The 16,610-nt window shown below is 66.4% G+C and carries 13 protein-coding genes; 4 read left to right on the forward strand and 9 right to left on the reverse strand.

Annotated elements, in window-relative coordinates:
- Positions 1-59: 59 nt before the first annotated feature.
- Together FPJ27_RS28250 and rimO are read right to left on the reverse strand one after the other, a co-directional pair.
- A complete protein-coding gene (locus FPJ27_RS28250) occupies positions 60-986 on the reverse strand; it encodes a sugar kinase (RefSeq protein WP_204423477.1) in 927 nt (308 codons plus the stop codon).
- Positions 987-989: 3 nt separating this feature from the next.
- Positions 990-2,351: a 30S ribosomal protein S12 methylthiotransferase RimO gene (gene rimO / locus FPJ27_RS28255; RefSeq protein ID WP_034181306.1), complete on the reverse strand. Its 1,362-nt coding sequence runs from the start codon at positions 2,349-2,351 to the stop codon at positions 990-992.
- Between the two features lie 489 nt (positions 2,352-2,840).
- Here rimO and FPJ27_RS28260 point away from each other — a divergent pair, with 489 nt between their 5' ends.
- From FPJ27_RS28260 to FPJ27_RS28270, 3 genes are all read left to right on the forward strand, one after another.
- On the forward strand, positions 2,841-4,142 hold the full coding sequence (locus FPJ27_RS28260) for a pitrilysin family protein (RefSeq protein ID WP_239483328.1): 1,302 nt from the start codon (positions 2,841-2,843) through the stop codon (positions 4,140-4,142).
- Positions 4,139-5,485, forward strand: a complete 1,347-nt coding sequence (locus FPJ27_RS28265) for a pitrilysin family protein (RefSeq protein ID WP_204423479.1) — start codon at positions 4,139-4,141, stop codon at positions 5,483-5,485. The genes FPJ27_RS28260 and FPJ27_RS28265 overlap by 4 nt, the downstream gene beginning before the upstream one ends.
- Positions 5,486-5,670: 185 nt before the next feature.
- Positions 5,671-5,925 (forward strand): hypothetical protein, encoded by a 255-nt coding sequence (locus FPJ27_RS28270; protein ID WP_204426371.1) that lies wholly within the window; start codon positions 5,671-5,673, stop codon positions 5,923-5,925.
- Positions 5,926-6,214: 289 nt separating this feature from the next.
- Here the strand turns inward: FPJ27_RS28270 and phaR are convergent, their stop codons facing one another.
- From phaR to FPJ27_RS28300, 6 genes are all read right to left on the reverse strand, one after another.
- A complete protein-coding gene (gene phaR, locus FPJ27_RS28275; protein ID WP_034181302.1) occupies positions 6,215-6,781 on the reverse strand; it encodes a polyhydroxyalkanoate synthesis repressor PhaR in 567 nt (188 codons plus the stop codon).
- Between the two features lie 119 nt (positions 6,782-6,900).
- The gene (locus FPJ27_RS28280) at positions 6,901-7,641 is read right to left on the reverse strand and encodes a 3-ketoacyl-ACP reductase (protein WP_072441360.1); all 741 of its coding nucleotides are present in this window, start codon (positions 7,639-7,641) and stop codon (positions 6,901-6,903) included.
- A 120-nt stretch (positions 7,642-7,761) separates the two neighbouring features.
- A complete protein-coding gene (locus FPJ27_RS28285; protein ID WP_204423480.1) occupies positions 7,762-8,943 on the reverse strand; it encodes an acetyl-CoA C-acetyltransferase in 1,182 nt (393 codons plus the stop codon).
- 98 nt (positions 8,944-9,041) lie between these two features.
- Positions 9,042-10,907: a class I poly(R)-hydroxyalkanoic acid synthase gene (phaC, locus tag FPJ27_RS28290; protein ID WP_204423481.1), complete on the reverse strand. Its 1,866-nt coding sequence runs from the start codon at positions 10,905-10,907 to the stop codon at positions 9,042-9,044.
- A 359-nt stretch (positions 10,908-11,266) separates the two neighbouring features.
- Positions 11,267-12,106, reverse strand: a complete 840-nt coding sequence (gene pgeF / locus FPJ27_RS28295; protein ID WP_204423483.1) for a peptidoglycan editing factor PgeF — start codon at positions 12,104-12,106, stop codon at positions 11,267-11,269.
- Positions 12,107-12,112: 6 nt separating this feature from the next.
- Positions 12,113-13,321, reverse strand: a complete 1,209-nt coding sequence (locus tag FPJ27_RS28300; protein ID WP_204423484.1) for an RluA family pseudouridine synthase — start codon at positions 13,319-13,321, stop codon at positions 12,113-12,115.
- A 41-nt stretch (positions 13,322-13,362) separates the two neighbouring features.
- Here FPJ27_RS28300 and FPJ27_RS28305 point away from each other — a divergent pair, with 41 nt between their 5' ends.
- Positions 13,363-14,187, forward strand: a complete 825-nt coding sequence (locus FPJ27_RS28305; RefSeq protein WP_021163132.1) for an outer membrane protein assembly factor BamD — start codon at positions 13,363-13,365, stop codon at positions 14,185-14,187.
- A 121-nt stretch (positions 14,188-14,308) separates the two neighbouring features.
- On the opposite strand, the gene FPJ27_RS28310 is transcribed toward FPJ27_RS28305, so the two are convergent.
- Entirely contained in the window at positions 14,309-16,558 is a 2,250-nt protein-coding gene (locus FPJ27_RS28310) for an ATP-dependent DNA helicase (protein WP_204423485.1), read from the reverse strand.
- Positions 16,559-16,610 lie beyond the last annotated feature (52 nt).

Below are 16,610 nucleotides of genomic sequence, written 5' to 3' on the forward strand. Positions count from 1 at the left end.
CATCCTTCTGTTCGAATGAATCGATCGTGCGGGGCCGTGGCCGGCGTGCGCGTGCCGCGTCAGCCTTGCATCAGGCGCTCCACCGCATCGCGGTGCGGAATCGGCGCGACCGCGCCGTAACCGGTCGTCGACAGCGCCGCCGCGGCGTTCGCATAGCGTGCCGCCGCGAACGGATCGTCGCCCGCGACGATCCGCGCGACGAAGGCGCCGCCGAAGCAGTCGCCCGCGCCCGTCGCGTCGACGGCCTCGACCGCGAAGCCCGGCACGACGCGCCGCTCGTTCGGCGTCGCGACATACGCGCCGTCCTTGCCGAGCTTCAACGCGACGACCTGCGGCCCGTGTTCGAGCATCGCATCGACGATCGCGTCGCGATCGTTCGCGCCCGTGAGCGCGGTGACGTCGTCCCAGCTCGGCAGGCAGATGTCCGTCTGGCGAAGCGCCTCGCGCATCACCGCGCGGGCGCGCGGCAGCGGCCAGAGCTTCAGGCGCAGGTTCGTGTCGAAGCTGACCTTCGCGCCGTTGCGGCGCGCATGGTCGATCCCTGCGAACGCGGCGTCGCACGCTGCGGTGCTGATCGCGAGGCTGATGCCCGACAGGTGCACGGCCTTCGCCGCGGCCAGCGCGTCGAGCGGCAGATCGCCCGTCGCATAGCGGCTCGCCGCGGAACCCGCGCGCAGATAGTCGAACTGGTGGCCGTCGGCGCCGTGCGTGACGAAATACACGCCGGTCGGCGCCATGCGATCGATCCGCACGTACGTCGTATCGACGCGCTCGGCGCGCCACATGTCGGCCAGCAGGCGGCCGAACGGATCGTCGCCGATCGCCGACACGAAGCCCGTCGACGCGCCCTGGCGCGCCGCCGCGATGCAGAAGTTCGACGTGTCGCCGCCGAAGCCCTGCAGGAATTCCGGACGGCCCGGCTGCGACTGGTTGAATTCGATCATCGCCTCGCCGAGCGCGAGGATCTCCGGAAATGCGACGCGCATCGCTTAGACCTCGCCCCACAGATCGTGGCCGTCGGCGCCCGTGATCTTCACGGACACGAAATCGCCGACCTTGTAGCGCTTCGACGCCTTCGTCGCCGGCTCGACATAAACGACGCCGTCGATCTCCGGCGCATCGGCTGCCGTGCGGCCGATCCCGCCTTCTTCGCCGACTTCGTCGATCAGCACCTTGAGGGTCTTGCCGACCTTGCGCTGGATGCGGTTCGCCGACACCTCCTCGGCGACTTCCATGAAGCGCGCGCGGCGTTCTTCACGGACATCGTCGGGCAGCGCGCCGTCGAGTTCGTTCGCGGTCGCACCTTCGACCGGCGAGTACGCGAAGCAGCCGACGCGATCGAGTTCCGCCTCGCGGATGAAGTCGAGCAGCGTTTCAAACTGCTCTTCCGTCTCGCCGGGGAAGCCCGCGATGAACGTGCTGCGGATCGTCAGGTCCGGGCAGATCTCGCGCCACTTCTGCACGCGCTCGAGCACCTTCTCGGCGTTCGCCGGACGCTTCATGCGCTTCAGCACTTCGGGGTGCGCGTGCTGGAACGGCACGTCGAGATACGGCAGCACGTGGCCCTTGAACGGACCTTCGGCCATCAGCGGAATCACTTCGTCGACGCTCGGATACGGATACACGTAGTGCAGGCGCACCCATGCGCCGTACTGCGCCGCGAGTTCGCCGAGCGCGGCGACCAGGTCGGTCATGCGTGTCTTGATCGGCTTGCCGTTCCAGAAGCCCGTGCGGTACTTCACGTCGACGCCGTAAGCGCTCGTGTCCTGCGAGATCACGAGCAGTTCCTTCACGCCCGACTTGAACAGGTTCTCGGCCTCGAGCATCACTTCGGCGACCGGACGCGACACGAGATCGCCGCGCATCGACGGGATAATGCAGAACGTGCAGCGGTGGTTGCAGCCTTCGGAAATCTTCAGGTATGCGTAGTGGCGCGGCGTGAGCTTGATGCCGGCCGCGGGCACGAGGTCGACGAACGGGTCGTGCGGCTTCGGCAGGTGCGAATGCACGGCCTGCATCACTTCGCCAACCGCGTGCGGGCCGGTGACGGCGAGCACCTTCGGATGGACTTCCTCGATCAGGTTCGAGCCGCTCGCGCTCGACTTCGCGCCGAGGCAGCCGGTGACGATCACCTTGCCGTTCTCGGTCAGCGCCTCGCCGATCGCATCGAGGCTTTCCTGCACGGCTTCGTCGATGAAGCCGCAGGTGTTGACGACGACGAGGTCGGCGCCGTCGTAGGTGCCGGAGATTTCATAACCTTCGGCGCGCAGCTGCGTGATGATTTGTTCGGAGTCGACCAACGCTTTCGGGCAGCCGAGCGAAACGAAACCTACTTTGGGGGATTGGGACATCTGGAATGTGGGGGCGTGGCAGCAAAAGCGTGAGTTTACAGCGATTTAGGGGCGGCGAGCCAAAATGAACGGCTGGCGACAACATGGACCGCCAGTTCGAATACGCCGCACGACGGACGGCGGGTCATGAATCGGAGTTTGATGCGACCCTTTCACTTCGGGGCGAGCGATTGCCGCAGAGGTACGACGCCTCCCCGATCGCCCCGCGACAGTTCCTGCCCCGGCTGCTGCGACACCTGCCCCTCGCGTCCGTGCTTTCTTCCTTTTTGCCACGAAAATTAGAACCCGTCTCATTCCACGATGAACCCGATGCCACGTAGCATCGAGCGTCGTGCGCAGCACCGAAAAAATACGCCTGGCCCCTCGCTGGCCGCACCGGCCAGCCCCTAACCCTTCACGTTCATCGTGTTCACGAGAAAAAGTCCCATGTCATTGCCGCATTCAATACGGACAGGGCTCTCGCTGTGCCTGCTGATCGCAGGCACAGCGATGGCCCAATCCACCCAGGTACCGGGCTTTACCCATGTGCGCTCCCTGGCCGGTATCGACGAATACCGCCTGGACGCCAACGGCCTCACCGTGCTCGCCCTGCCCGACCCTGCCGCGCCGGTGGTCAGTTTCCAGGTGTTGTACCGGGTAGGCTCGCGCAACGAGGCCACCGGCACCACCGGCGGCACCCACCTGCTGGAACACCTGATGTTCAAGGGCAGCCGGCACTACACGAAGGAACAGGGCAACTCGGTGAACGACTATCTGGAGCGGGCGGGTGCCAGCTTCAACGCCACCACATCGATGGACCGCACCAATTACTTCGGCACGCTGGAGCGCCACGCGCTGGAAGGCTATATCGCCATCGAAGCCGACCGCATGCGCAACCTCCTGCTGCGCCCCGAAGACCTGGCCAGCGAGATGACGGTGGTGCGCAACGAGTACGAGCGGGGCGAGAACCGTCCTTTCCGCGCGTTGTTCCAGCAAGTGCTGGCCACCGCTTACCAGACGCATCCCTACCACCATCCCACCATCGGCTGGCGCAGCGACATCGAGCATGCCAGTGTGGACAAGCTGCGCAGCTTCTACGACACCTTCTACTGGCCGGACAATGCGGTGGTCATTCTGGTCGGCGACTTCCAGCCGGCGCAGGCGCTGGGCTGGATCAGGCAGTACTACGGCGGCATTCCGCGCGCACCCCATGCGATCCCGGCGATGACCACCGAGGAACCCCCGCAACAGGGGCCACGGCGGCTGGTGCTCAAGCGGGCCGGCGAGACCGGCAGCGTCATCATGGCCTTCAAGGCGCCCAACGCCCTGCATCCCGATGCGGCAGCGCTGACCGTGCTGGGCCTGGTATTGAGCCAGGGCAAGGCCAGCCCGCTGTATCGCACGCTGGTGGACACCGAAGTCGCCACGAACGCCAGCGCCAGCTTCCATGCGTTGCGCGATCCCGGGCCGTTCCTGATCACGGTCAACCTGTCGTCCAACGCCAAGCACGACCAGGCCGAGAAAATCGCCTGGGCCGAACTGGAACGCATCAAGAACCACGGCGTGACTCGCGAGGATATCCAGCGGGTGTTGGGCCCTTACCGGGCCGAGCAGATCTACCAGCGCGACGGCGTCAGCAAGACCTCCGCCCTGCTTGGCGAAGCGGTCGCTCAAGGCGATTGGACCCGGTTCGTCACCGAACTGGAACAACTGGAAAAGGTCACGCCCGCCGACGTGCAGCGGGTGGCCCGCAAGTACCTCAATGAAGACCAGAGCACCACCGGCTGGTTCGTCCTGGAGAAGTCGACATGATGCGTGTTCGTTTCAACTGGCTGCACCCATGGGTGCTGGCGTTGGCCATGCTGTGGTTGCCTGTCGCGGCTCAGGCGGGCATCGCCGATCGCGTGGTGCGCGCCCAGGCCGGCAGCATCGATCTGTTGGTCTATCCGATGGCGCCGCAGGAGATGGTGTCCGTTGCCGCAGTGATGCCGCTGGGCGATGCCGACGCGGCCAGCAAGGCGACCAATCCCGCCGTGCCATTGCTGACCGGCATGTTGCTGGAGGCGGGCACCACCCGCCGCGACAAGGTGGCGATCTCCACGCTGCTGGATAGCCTGGGCGCCCAGCTGTCGTTCCAGACCGCGGCGGGCTACGTCGGCATATACGGCAAGAGCCTGACCCGGGATTTGCCTACCCTGATCGACCTGATGGCCGAGCAGTTGCGCTTGCCGGCCTTCAAGGCCGAGGAACTGGCCAGGGCCAAGACCCTGCTGGAGGCCAGGGTTCGTCAAAGCGGGGAAGTACCGGGCATGCGGGCACGCGATGCGTTGTCGATGGCCATCTACCCCGAGGCACACGTCAACGCCCCGGTGCCGCGCGAGCGGATGCTCCAGGCCATTGCCGCCGCCACACTGGAGGACATCAAGGCGTTTCATCGCGCGTACTACGGACCGGCGCATATGACCGTGGTCGTGGTGGGCGGCGCGGACCCTCGCGGCCTGCAGGCCAAGTTGATCGAGGCCTTCGCGGGCTGGAGCGGCGGCAAGGCACTCGTACGGCAGGGGCCGACACGCAAGGCAAGTCGGCCTGACACGCAGCGCATCGCGATGAAGGACAAGGCGTCCATCAGCGTGGCGATGGGGCAAGCCATCGACCTGCGCGCCAGCGACGTCGACTACCTGCCCCTGAGTGCGGGCATTGCCATCCTGGGCAGCGGCTTCACCGGCCGCCTGATGGCGACCGTCCGCGACCAGGAAGGCCTGACCTACGGCATCGGCGCCGGCTTGTCCGGCCTCTCGCTGATGGAGGGCGGCTTTGTCGTCAACACCAACTTCGCCCCGGCCCTGCTGGACAAGGGCATCGCCAGCACCCGCCGGGTGCTGGACGCCTGGTGGAAACAGGGCATCACCCAGGCGGAACTGGATGCGCGCAAGGACGGCATGATCGGTCGCCAGCAGGTCGCGATGGAAACCACCGGGCAGATGGCCGCCATGCTCGCCCAGACGGTGCTTCAGGACCAACCGCTAAGCGACCTGGACACCTACCCCGAGCGCGTCCGCGCGCTGACCCTGGAACAGGTCAATACCGCCATTCGCAAATACCTGAACCCCGGCAAGATGACGTTGGTGCAAGCGGGGACGTTTGCGGAGAGGTAACGGTCGCTCCGCTTCGTCCCGCCCTCCCGACCCGGCTTCGGCCGGGTCGTTGCTATCGCATCTGCGTGGACCAGCGGGCAAGCACGATCGGCAATCGCGGTCGCGCAACAATCGCCGCGGAAGCGCACCGCCGCTATGCGAAAATCGAAGCCTTCGCTCTCTTCCATCCACCCAACGGGGCCCGCATGACCACCCACATCACGATCGAATTCACTCAGCACGCGGCAGAAGCAATCGGTGAGCAAACCAGCATGAGCTTTTCCTACGACCAGGGTGCCCACGTGCCGCAACCCGGCGACTTCGTCGAGATCGAGAATTCGCGGCAGACGTTTCTCGTGATCGGTCGCGTGTTTTCGCTGAAGGCCAACTACAGCGCGGTCAAGCTCGTTCTCGACCTTCCTCCGTCGGACGATCACCAGGATTTCAGTTCGGAGCTGTGAGCGAAGGCGGGCGAACACACCGGGCCGGGTGTCTGTCCGGCAGTCCTGACGGAGCCTTCGGCCTGCACTCAGCCAGCATTTCCGGAAACGGCCTCACCCAACGCCAGACCCGGCATCCCGGGCACGGGCATGCGGTGCCGACGATCATGAACGACCGTCGGCGGCGCCCTTCCGGCAGGCGGCAGCCAGTCCGTCGTGCCCGAGCACACGATCGGCCGCAGCGCACCACGCTTCACGGCGTCGGCCATTCGACGGCTCGCGCCGCCGCGGCCGGCCTGCCGCAAAATCGCTACTTCTTCTCCGGCTCGGTGGACCCCGGCTGCTTGAACGGAAACGTGCTGAACATCGACTTCGCCTGGTTCTGCATCTGTTCCTGCATCTGCACGAACATGTTCTTCGACTGCTCGATGTAGCTCGTCATCATCCCTTGCATCATCGGCGCCTGCATGTTCATGAACTGCGACCAGACTTCCGGATTCATCGCATTGGTGTCGTACATGTTCTTCGACTGATCCGCGAGCTTGTTCTGGATGTCGATGAACGCCTGGATGTTCTTTTCCAGGTACGTGCCCATCATGCCCTGCATCGCGTGACCGTAGAAACGGATGATCTGCGACAGCATCGACGACGAGAACATCGGCACGCCGCCGCTTTCCTCTTCGAGGATGATCTGCAGGAGGATGCTGCGCGTCAGGTCTTCGTTGGATTTCGCATCGACGACCTTGAAGTCCTCCTGCTCCAGTACGAGCTGCTTCACGTCGGTGAGCGTAATGTACGTGCTTGTCTCGGTATCGTAGAGCCGGCGGTTCGGGTACTTCTTGATGAGCCGTTCGGCCGTCTTCTTTGTAGTAGTCATGTAACGCCTTTCAGTGCAGCGTAGCGCAAGTGACGAATCCCCGCCGCCCGAACCCGGGAGGCGGGGGCCTTCGGAACACACCCGGCTGCGCGGCCACCCGGCCCGCGCAGCCCGGGCGTTCAGCCCATGTGCAGGCCGCCGTTCAGCGAGAAGTCGGCGCCCGTCGCGAAGCCGGAATCGTTCGACGCAAGCCACGCGACGATCGAGCCGATTTCCTCCGGCGCACCGAGACGCCGCACCGGGATCGTCGCGACGATCTTCTCCAGCACGTCGGGGCGGATCGCCTTCACCATGTCGGTGCCGATGTAGCCCGGCGACACGGTGTTGACCGTCACGCCCTTCGTCGCGACTTCCTGCGCGAGCGACATCGTGAAGCCGTGGATGCCGGCCTTCGCGGTCGAATAGTTGGTCTGGCCGAATTGCCCCTTCTGGCCGTTCACCGACGAAATGTTGATGATCCGGCCCCAGCCGCGCTCGACCATCCCGTCGATCACCTGCTTCGTCACGTTGAACAGGCTCGTCAGGTTGGTGTCGATCACGGCGGTCCAGTCTTCGTGCGTCATCTTGCGGAACACGACGTCGCGCGTGATGCCCGCGTTGTTGACCAGCACGTCGATCTCGCCGACTTCGGCCTTGACCTTGTCGAACGCTTCCTTGGTCGAGTCCCAGTCGCCGACGTTGCCTTCCGACGCGATGAAATCGTACCCGAGCGCCTTCTGGTCCTCGAGCCATTTCACACGGCGCGGCGAGTTCGGGCCGCAGCCCGCGACGACCTTGAAGCCGTCCTTCAACAGACGCTGGCAAATGCTGGTGCCGATGCCGCCCATCCCGCCCGTTACGTACGCAATTCGCTGAGACATAAATCTCACTCCATTTTTTGGTTTCGAGAGCTGCCGAGGCCCCCTCTGACTTCACGTGGCGCCGGCCGAAGCCGCAATCGGCCGGCGCCCGGATTCGGTTCGCAGGTAACGAACGACCGGTTACGGACGTTCGACCGCGAGCGCGACACCCATCCCGCCGCCGATACACAGCGACGCCAGCCCGCGCTTCGCATCGCGCTTGGCCATCTCGTGCAGCAGCGTCACCAGGATCCGGCAGCCCGACGCGCCGATCGGGTGGCCGATCGCGATCGCCCCGCCGTTCACGTTCACCTTCGACGTGTCCCAGCCCATCTGCTTGTGCACCGCCAGCGCCTGCGCCGCGAACGCCTCGTTGATCTCCATCAGGTCCAGGTCGCCCGGCGTCCAGCCCGCGCGCTCCAGGCACCGGCGCGACGCCGGCACCGGGCCCATCCCCATCACGCTCGGATCCACCCCCGCGTTCGCATACGCCTTGATCCGCGCCAGCGGCGTCAGGCCGAGCGCCGCCGCCTTCTGCGCCGACATCACCAGCACCGCCGCCGCGCCGTCGTTCAGGCCCGACGCGTTTGCCGCCGTTACCGTGCCGTCCTTCGAGAACGCCGGCTTCAGCCCCGCCAGCGATTCCGCCGTCACGCCGTGACGCACGAACTCGTCGGTCGCGAACTGCAGCGGCTCGCCCTTGCGCTGCGGAATCGACACCGGCACGATCTCGTCGTTGAAGCGCCCGGCCTTCTGCGCGGCTTCCGCCTTGTTCTGCGACAGCGCCGCGAACGCGTCCTGCTCTTCGCGCGTGATTCCGTATTCCTTCGCGACGTTCTCCGCCGTGATGCCCATGTGGTACTGGTTGTACACGTCCCACAGCCCGTCGACGATCATCGTGTCGACCAGCTTCGCGTCGCCCATCCGGAACCCGTCGCGCGAGCCCGGCAGCACGTGCGGCGACGCGCTCATGTTCTCCTGCCCGCCCGCGATCACGATCTCCGCGTCGCCCGCGACGATCGCATTCGCCGCCAGCATCACGGCCTTCAGGCCCGAGCCGCACACCTTGTTGATCGTCATCCCCGGCACTGCCGCCGGCAGCCCGGCCTTGATCAGCGACTGCCGCGCCGGATTCTGCCCCGAGCCGGCCGTCAGCACCTGGCCCATGATCACTTCGCTGACCTGCTCGGGCTTCACGCCCGCACGCTCCAGCACCGCGCGGATCACCGTCGCGCCCAGTTCAGGCGCCGCAATCTTCGCAAGCGAGCCGCCGAATTTGCCGACCGCGGTCCGCGCGGCCGATACGATCACTACGTCCGTCATTTCCCTTTCCTCCAGGCCCGCACGACACGGCGCATCGTTACCGGCCCTGTTAAAAAACTGCGGTGCATCGGACAGCGTGCGCCGCTGTCCGGTTTTCGTCAATCGCGCTGCAATACGTAGCGACCCGGCGCCGGCTCGATCACCGGGAACTGGGCGGAACCCGGCTTGGCGGGCGGCGCCACCTTGCGGCCGCCGTACTGGTCGAGCCATTCGACCCAGGTCGTCCACCAGCTCCCCGGCTGCTCGGTCGCACCGGCGAACCAGTCGTCCGCGGCTTCGGGCAGGTCGCTGTCGTTGACCCAGTAGCTGCGCTTCTTCTTCGCCGGCGGATTGATCACGCCCGCGATGTGACCCGACGCGCCGAGCACGAACTTCAGCGGCCCCGACAGGATCGACGTCGACGCGTAGGCCGTCTGCCACGGCACGATGTGATCCTCGCGCGAGCCGTAGATGAAGGTCGGCACGTCGATCAGCGACAGGTCGACGGATTCGCCGCACACGGTCAGCGCGCCCGGCTCGCGCAGCTTGTTCTCGAGATAGGTATTGCGCAGGTACCACGCGTACATCGGGCCCGGCAGGCTCGTCGAATCGCTGTTCCAGTACAGCAGATCGAACGGCGCGGGCGTGCGGCCCTTCAAGTAGTTGTCGACGACGTAGTTCCACACGAGGTCGTTCGGCCGCAGGAACGAGAACGTGTTCGCGAACTCCACGCCGCGCATCAGCCCCGGTTGCGTGCCGTTCTTGCCGCCGATGGTCTGCTCGCGCATCTGCACGTGCGCCTCGTCGACGAACACGTCGAGAATGCCCGTGTCGGTGAAGTCGAGCATCGCGGTGAGCAGCGTCATCGACGCGGCCGGGTGTTCGCCGCGCGCGGCGAGCACCGCCAGCGCGGTCGCGAGCATCGTGCCGCCGACGCAGAAGCCGAGCGTGTTGATCTGTTCGCGGCCGCTGACCTGCTGCACGGCATCGATCGCCGCGAGCAGCCCTTCGTTCATGTAGTCGTCCCACGTCTTGTGCGCGACCGATGCATCCGCATTGCGCCACGACACGAGGAACACCTGATGGCCGTTCGACAGCGCGTGCGCGACGAGCGAATTCTCGGGCTGCAGGTCGAGGATGTAGAACTTGTTGATGCACGGCGGGACGATCAGCAGCGGCCGCTCGAACACCTTGTCCGTCTTCGGCGTGTACTGGATCAACTGGATCAGGTCGTTCTCGTAGACGACCGCGCCTTCAGTACACCCGAGGTTCTTGCCGACCACGAACTGTGATTCATCGGTCTGCGAAATCTTGCCGCGCTGCAGGTCGCCGAGCAGGTTCATCATCCCCTGCCGCAGGCTTTCGCCCTGCGTCTCGAGAATCGATTTCTGCGCGTCGGGATTGAGTGCGAGGAAGTTGCTCGGCGCGGCGGCGGCCGTCCATTGCTGGACCGTGAACCGGATGCGCTCGCGTGTCTTCGGATCGGTCTGAAGCGCGTCGGCCAGTTCCTGCAGATAGCGCGCGTTGAGCAGATACCAGGCAGCCGCGAACGCATGCGCCGGCGACGCCTTCCACGCATCGCCGCTGAAGCGGCGGTCCTTCAGTTCGGGCGATTCGAGCTTCGCGGCGGCTGCCTGCTGCATCAGCGTCATGCAATCGCGCGCGTAGTCGGCCTGCAGCGTCTGCAGCCGTTCGGGCGGAATCGCGGCAACCGGCAGCTTCAACCCCGCGAACGGCGACGCCATGCTGCCCAGATCGGGCATCGACGGCACCTGGAACGGAAATGAAGTCGGGAACTGGAATGTCGCGAACGGATTGACGGTGGCCGACGCAGTCGCGGCGCGCGCCGGATCCGCAAAGCCGCGCCACGCGCTCAACCACGACTCGAACATCTGCTGCATCGGCTGGGCGGCCGGATCGAAACCGGTGCTGCCTGCGGAAGTGCCCGCCTGAGCGGACGTCGACGAATTTTTCGATGCTGTCATTACCTGCCTTACCGGTGATTCGTGAGCGTCTATCGTGAAATCCTGCTCGCGCGCGGCATGCCGGCTGCGAGCCGGGCCGTCATGCTCTGGAGAGGCGTCTCCAGATTCTGCCGCAGTGCGGTATTTTTATCATTATCGTTTTCCCCATGTGAAGCGCCATGTCAAACCGCTGAACATTTCCGCGCGGAGATAATCCGTGCGCAACAGACGGGACAAGGGTTTCGGCGAAACATAAAGCATTTTGGTCGACTTGACTTCGGGATTTTTCATTCGACTGCGCATGCTACGCCGCATTGCCGTCTAAATATCGAGATAACCGATTTCGCGACGCAACAAAACCATGCGCGCATGCGCATGCGTCAATCTGCCAGCCAGATCGCCGCCGCCATGCGGCCCGTCACACGGTCGCGCCGATACGAATAGAAGCGCGCGCGTTCGGTGACCGTACAGGCGGTCCCGCCGCTCACGTGCGCCACGCCGGCACGCGCGAGGCGCAGGCGCGCGAGCGCATGGAGATCGGCGAGAAACTTGCCGGGCACGCCGTCGATGGCGACGAACGCATGACGGGTTTCATCATGCTCCGACTGCGGGGCCGTGTCGAGAAACGCGTCGCGCACGTCGGCGCCGACCTCGAACGCCTGCGGGCCGATCGCCGGCCCAAGGTACGCATGAAGCGTGTCCGTCGCGCCGCCTGCGAGTGCCGCGACGTGCGCCGCGGTCTGCTCGACGATGCCGGCCGCGAGCCCGCGCCAGCCCGCATGCGCGGCGCCGACCGCGCGGCCCTGCGCGTCGCACAGCAGCACGGGCAGGCAGTCGGCCACCATCACGACGCAGACGGCGCCTGTCCGGTCCGTGACGCTCGCGTCGGCCTGCACCGGCACCGCGGCCGCGGGCGCCGCCGCGATCACCTCGTCGGCGCGCACGATCCGCGCGCCGTGAACCTGCTCGAGCCATGCCGCGCTCGACTGGCCCGCCAGCGCGAGCAAGCGCGCGCGATTCGCGGCGACATGGACGGGATCGTCACCGGTATGCAGGCCGAGATTCATCCCGCCCGCCATCGCGGCGCCGTCCTGCCAGCGCCCGTACGGGCCTTCGCTCACGCCGCCGTCGCGCGTCGTGATCAGCGCGCGCACGCGCGGCGACACCTGCCAGTCGGGCTGTACGCAGTCCTGCCACGTCAACGGCGCCAGGTTCGTCATCGGCACTCACTCCTCCTCATCGTCCAGGTACGGCTCATCGTCGTGATACTCGCCGCCGAAATCGTCATCGTCGTAGACACCGTCGTCGTCGTCGAATTCCTCGTCGCCCTGCCCGAAGCCGAGCGCCGCGACGAGTGCGTTCATGTCGTCCGGCAACGGGCAGCGCCACTGCATCGCCTTGCCCGTGACCGGATGCACGAGGCCGAGCCGCCATGCATGCAGCGCCTGTCGCGCGAACCCGTCCGGCAGCGGCGCGACCGAGCGCTTGCCGCGCGCGCGTCCGTAGACGGGGTCGCCGAGCAGCGGGTGCCCGGCATGCGCGCAGTGCACGCGGATCTGATGCGTGCGGCCGGTTTCGAGGTCGCACTGGATCGCCGAAACCGGCTGACGTTGCCACACGCATGTGTCAACCGTGCGGAAATGCGTGCGCGCGGGCTTGCCCGACGCGCCCGTGACGACGGCCATGCGCGTGCGCTCGCGCGGATCCCGGCCGATCGGCGCGTCGATCGTACCTTCCTCGGGCATCGTGCCCCACACGAGCGCGAAATAGCGGCGCTTCACCGTGCGGGCCTGCAGTTGGCGCACGAGGTCCGTCTGCGCGGCCAGCGTGCGTGCCACCACCATCAGGCCGGAGGTCTCCTTGTCGAGCCGGTGGACGATCCCCGCGCGCGGCAGGCCGGCCGCCGCGTCGCCGTAACGATGCAGCAGGCCGTTCAGGATCGTGCCGCTCCAGTTGCCGGCCGCCGGGTGCACGACGAGGCCGGCCGGCTTGTTGATGACGACGAGCGCGTCGTCCTCGTAGACGACGTCGAGCGGCACGGGTTCCGGCGTGAACGCGAGCTGCTCGGGAAGCAGGTCGGGCACGAGCTCGATCTTCGCGCCGAGCGGCACCGGCTGGCGGATCTTCGCCGGCGCGCCGTCGACCAGCACGCGCTGCGCCTCGATCCAGCTCTGCAGGCGGCTGCGGGAGAATTCGGGGAACAGTTGGGCGAGCGCCTTGTCGAGGCGTTCGCCCGCGAGCGACAGCGGCACTTCGACGACGCGCGGCGCGTCATCGCCCGCCGCTGACGGCACTACGGGCGGTTGCAATACGTCGCCGGTCAGATCGTCATCGAGGGAATCCCCCGAGGCAGCGTCGGCGGGCCGACCGCTTGGGCTATAATCTTCGCGATTTGGTGTGCCCGGCTGGGCATTCTGCGAACTTGAACGGGTCATTTAGACTGGGTCACCGAGACTTGAAGCTAGGACATGCGAGCATGATGAATTCGACCAAACGTACGGCCAGAACCGTCGCCGCCCGGGCTGCGGCGGTAGCGGCCGCGGCCCTCATCGCCGGCTGCCACGGCTTGCCGCAGAAGCAGGACGAGACGGCTACCTGGTCGAACAACAAATTATACTCAGAGGCCCAGGACGCACTGTCCGGCGGCGACTGGGGCAAATGCGCGAAATATTTCGAATCGCTGCAAGGTCGCGATCCATTCGGCCATTTCGCGCAACAGGCGCAGATCAACGTCGCATACTGCAACTGGAAGGATAACGAAGCGGCAGCCGCCGACCAGGCCGTCGACCGCTTCATCCAGCTCCACCCCGATCATCCGGATATCCCGTACGCGTACTACCTGAAGGGGATGATCCACTTCAACGACGATCTGGGCCTGTTCGGCCGCTTCTCCGGCCAGGACATGAGCGAACGCGATCCGCAGGCGCTGCGCGAATCGTACGATGCGTTCAAGGTCGTCGTCGACCGCTTCCCGAAGAGCAAGTACGCGCCCGACGCAGCCGCACGGATGCGCTACATCGTCAACGCGCTCGCGTCGCACGAAGTGCACGCGGCCGACTACTACTACCGTCGTGGCGCATATGTCGCGGCCATCAACCGCGCGCAGCTCGCGATCAAGGACTACAAGGGCGCACCGGCGATCGAGGACGCGCTGCACATCATGATCCTGTCGTACGGCAAGCTGAACCAGCCGCAACTCGCCGAGGACACGAAGCGCGTGCTCGCGGGCACGTTCCCCGACAGCCCGTACGTGACGGGCCATTCGCGCCCCGGTGCGAAGAAGTCGTGGTGGCAGTTCTAAAGCGCTGCGCGACGCAACACCAGTTGCACGAACAAAAAACCCGGCCATCGAGCCGGGTTTTTTGTTGGCGCCGCATTCCGGCGGCACAGGTGCGGTCGCGCGGCGGTCGCCGCGCGTGCCGTCACATGCGTTTTTCCGAGCGGTGCTCGTCGAAGAAGTCCTGGACGACCGCGATCTCGCGAGTCCGCTTGAACGGCGGCAGGCTCTGCCAGATCCGGCGCCCGTAAGGCTTGTCGACGAGCCGCGTGTCGCAGATCATCAGCACGCCGCGATCCGTCTCCGCGCGAATCAGCCGGCCCGCGCCCTGCTTCAGCGTAATCACGGCCTGCGGCAACTGGTGCACGGCGAACGGACTCAAGCCCTTCTTCGTCAGCGCGTCGAGCCGCGCGGCCAGCACCGGATCGTCGGGCGGCGCGAACGGCAGCTTGTCGATCACGACGAGTGACAGCGCGTCGCCGCGCACGTCGACACCTTCCCAGAAACTCTGGCTGCCGACCAGGATCGCGTTGCCGTACGCGCGGAAGCGATCGAGCAGCTCGGTGCGGCTCGCATCGCCCTGCACGAGCAGCGGCGTATTCCATCCGCGCGACTCGATCACGTCGCGCAGCTTCGACGCGATCCGGTCGACCGCGCGCAACGTCGTGCACAGCATGAACACGCCGCCGCCGGACGCCTCGATCGCAGGCAGCGCGGCATCGAAGACGGCATCGGTAAACGCGGGCGAAGATGGCTGCGGCAGGTTGCGCGGCACGTACAGCAGCCCTTGCGACTGGTAGTCGAACGGGCTCGCGAGCGTCATCGAACGACGCGAGCTGAGGCCCATCTGCGCCGCGTAGTGCGTGAAATCGCCGCGCACCGACAACGTGGCCGACGTGAACACCCATGCACGCGGCACGCCCGCGCGCTGCTTCGCAAAGATCGGCGCAACCGACAGCGGCGTCTCGTGCAACTGGACGGTATGCGAGAACACCTCGACCCAGCGCACCTTCTCGTTCGGATCGCCGTCGGACGCAGCCTTGTCGCCGGCCGCTGCCTCATCGGCCTTCGCGGCCGCCTCCGCCGCGCCGGGCGCGACCCAGCCGGCCAGCAGGTCCTGCAATTCGCGTGCGCGCCGCAGGCATGCGCCGAGCGACTCCGCCCGCTCGGCCTGGCTCGCGAGCGCCGACGCGAGCGCATCGAGCGCCGCCTCGAGCGCGTCGAGCGCGCCGAACATCGGATGATCGTCGCCGAGCTGCGCGAGCGACATGCGGACGATCTGATCGTTCGCGAACGCGAGGCGCAAGTCGCGCGCCGCACGTTCGAGATCGCCGCCGAGCTTCACCCACTCGACCGCGTCGCGCGCATGGCTCAGGCCTTCGGCCACCGTGTCGCGTGCGAGCTCGAGGATCTGCGTCGTCGACAGCGTCTCGCCGAAGAACAGCGTCGCCGTCTCCGGCAACTGGTGCGCTTCGTCGAAGATGATCGTGTTCGCGTTCGGCAGCAGTTCGGCCATCCCCGTGTCGCGCAGCATGATGTCCGCGAAGAACAGGTGGTGGTTGACGACGACCACGTCGGCCTGCTGCGCCTCGCGCCGCGCCTGCATCACGAAGCATTCCTTGTAGTGCGGGCACTCCTGGCCGAGGCAGTTGTCGCGCGTCGACGTGACCATCGACCACACGGGTGCCGTTTCCGGCACGCTGGCGAGTTCGGCCTTGTCGCCGCTCTTCGTGAGCTTCGCGAAGCGGACGATTTCCTGCAGGTAAGCCGTGTCCTGCCGCGACGGCAGGCGGCCGTTGTCGGCCGTGCGTTGCAGGTAGTAGTGGCACAGGTAGTTTGCGCGGCCCTTGAGCATCGCGACCGTCACCGGCACCGCGAGCGCGTTGCGCACGGTCGGGATGTCGCGCTGGAACAACTGGTCCTGCAGGTGCTTCGTACCGGTCGACACGATCACCTTGCCGCCCCACAGCATCGCGGGCACGAGATACGCATAGGTCTTGCCGGTACCCGTGCCGGCCTCGACGATCAGCGTGTTGTCGCCTGCGTCGTTATCGGACTCGGCGGCCGCGGCATCGTCCGCCGCCGGCCCGGCCGTCTTGTCGCCGTCGCCGAGGCGGCGCGCCGGCCGCTTGCGGGTTTCGAAGATCTCGGGTTCGGGCATCCGGCGCGCGGACGCTTCCATCGCGGACGCAACCGCACGCGCCATCTCGATCTGCGACGTACGCGGCCGATAGCCGTCGAGCGCGCGCGCCAGCAACCCGCCAACGCCAAAGATCGTGTCGAGTTCGTCGACGCGCTTGCGGCTCAGCTCGAAGGTGCCTTCGGGCGCACGAACGCGCCCGGCGGACGACTCGTCTCGCCGGGCATCGGGGGTGGCTTCAAGCGGTGAATTCAAGGCAAGCGTTCCTGTGTCCAGCGCCCGAGCGGCGCCGGCGCTTGCCAGGCCG

It is taken from the genome of Burkholderia sp. MS455, assembly GCF_016899445.1.
Lineage (GTDB): Bacteria > Pseudomonadota > Gammaproteobacteria > Burkholderiales > Burkholderiaceae > Burkholderia > Burkholderia pyrrocinia_C.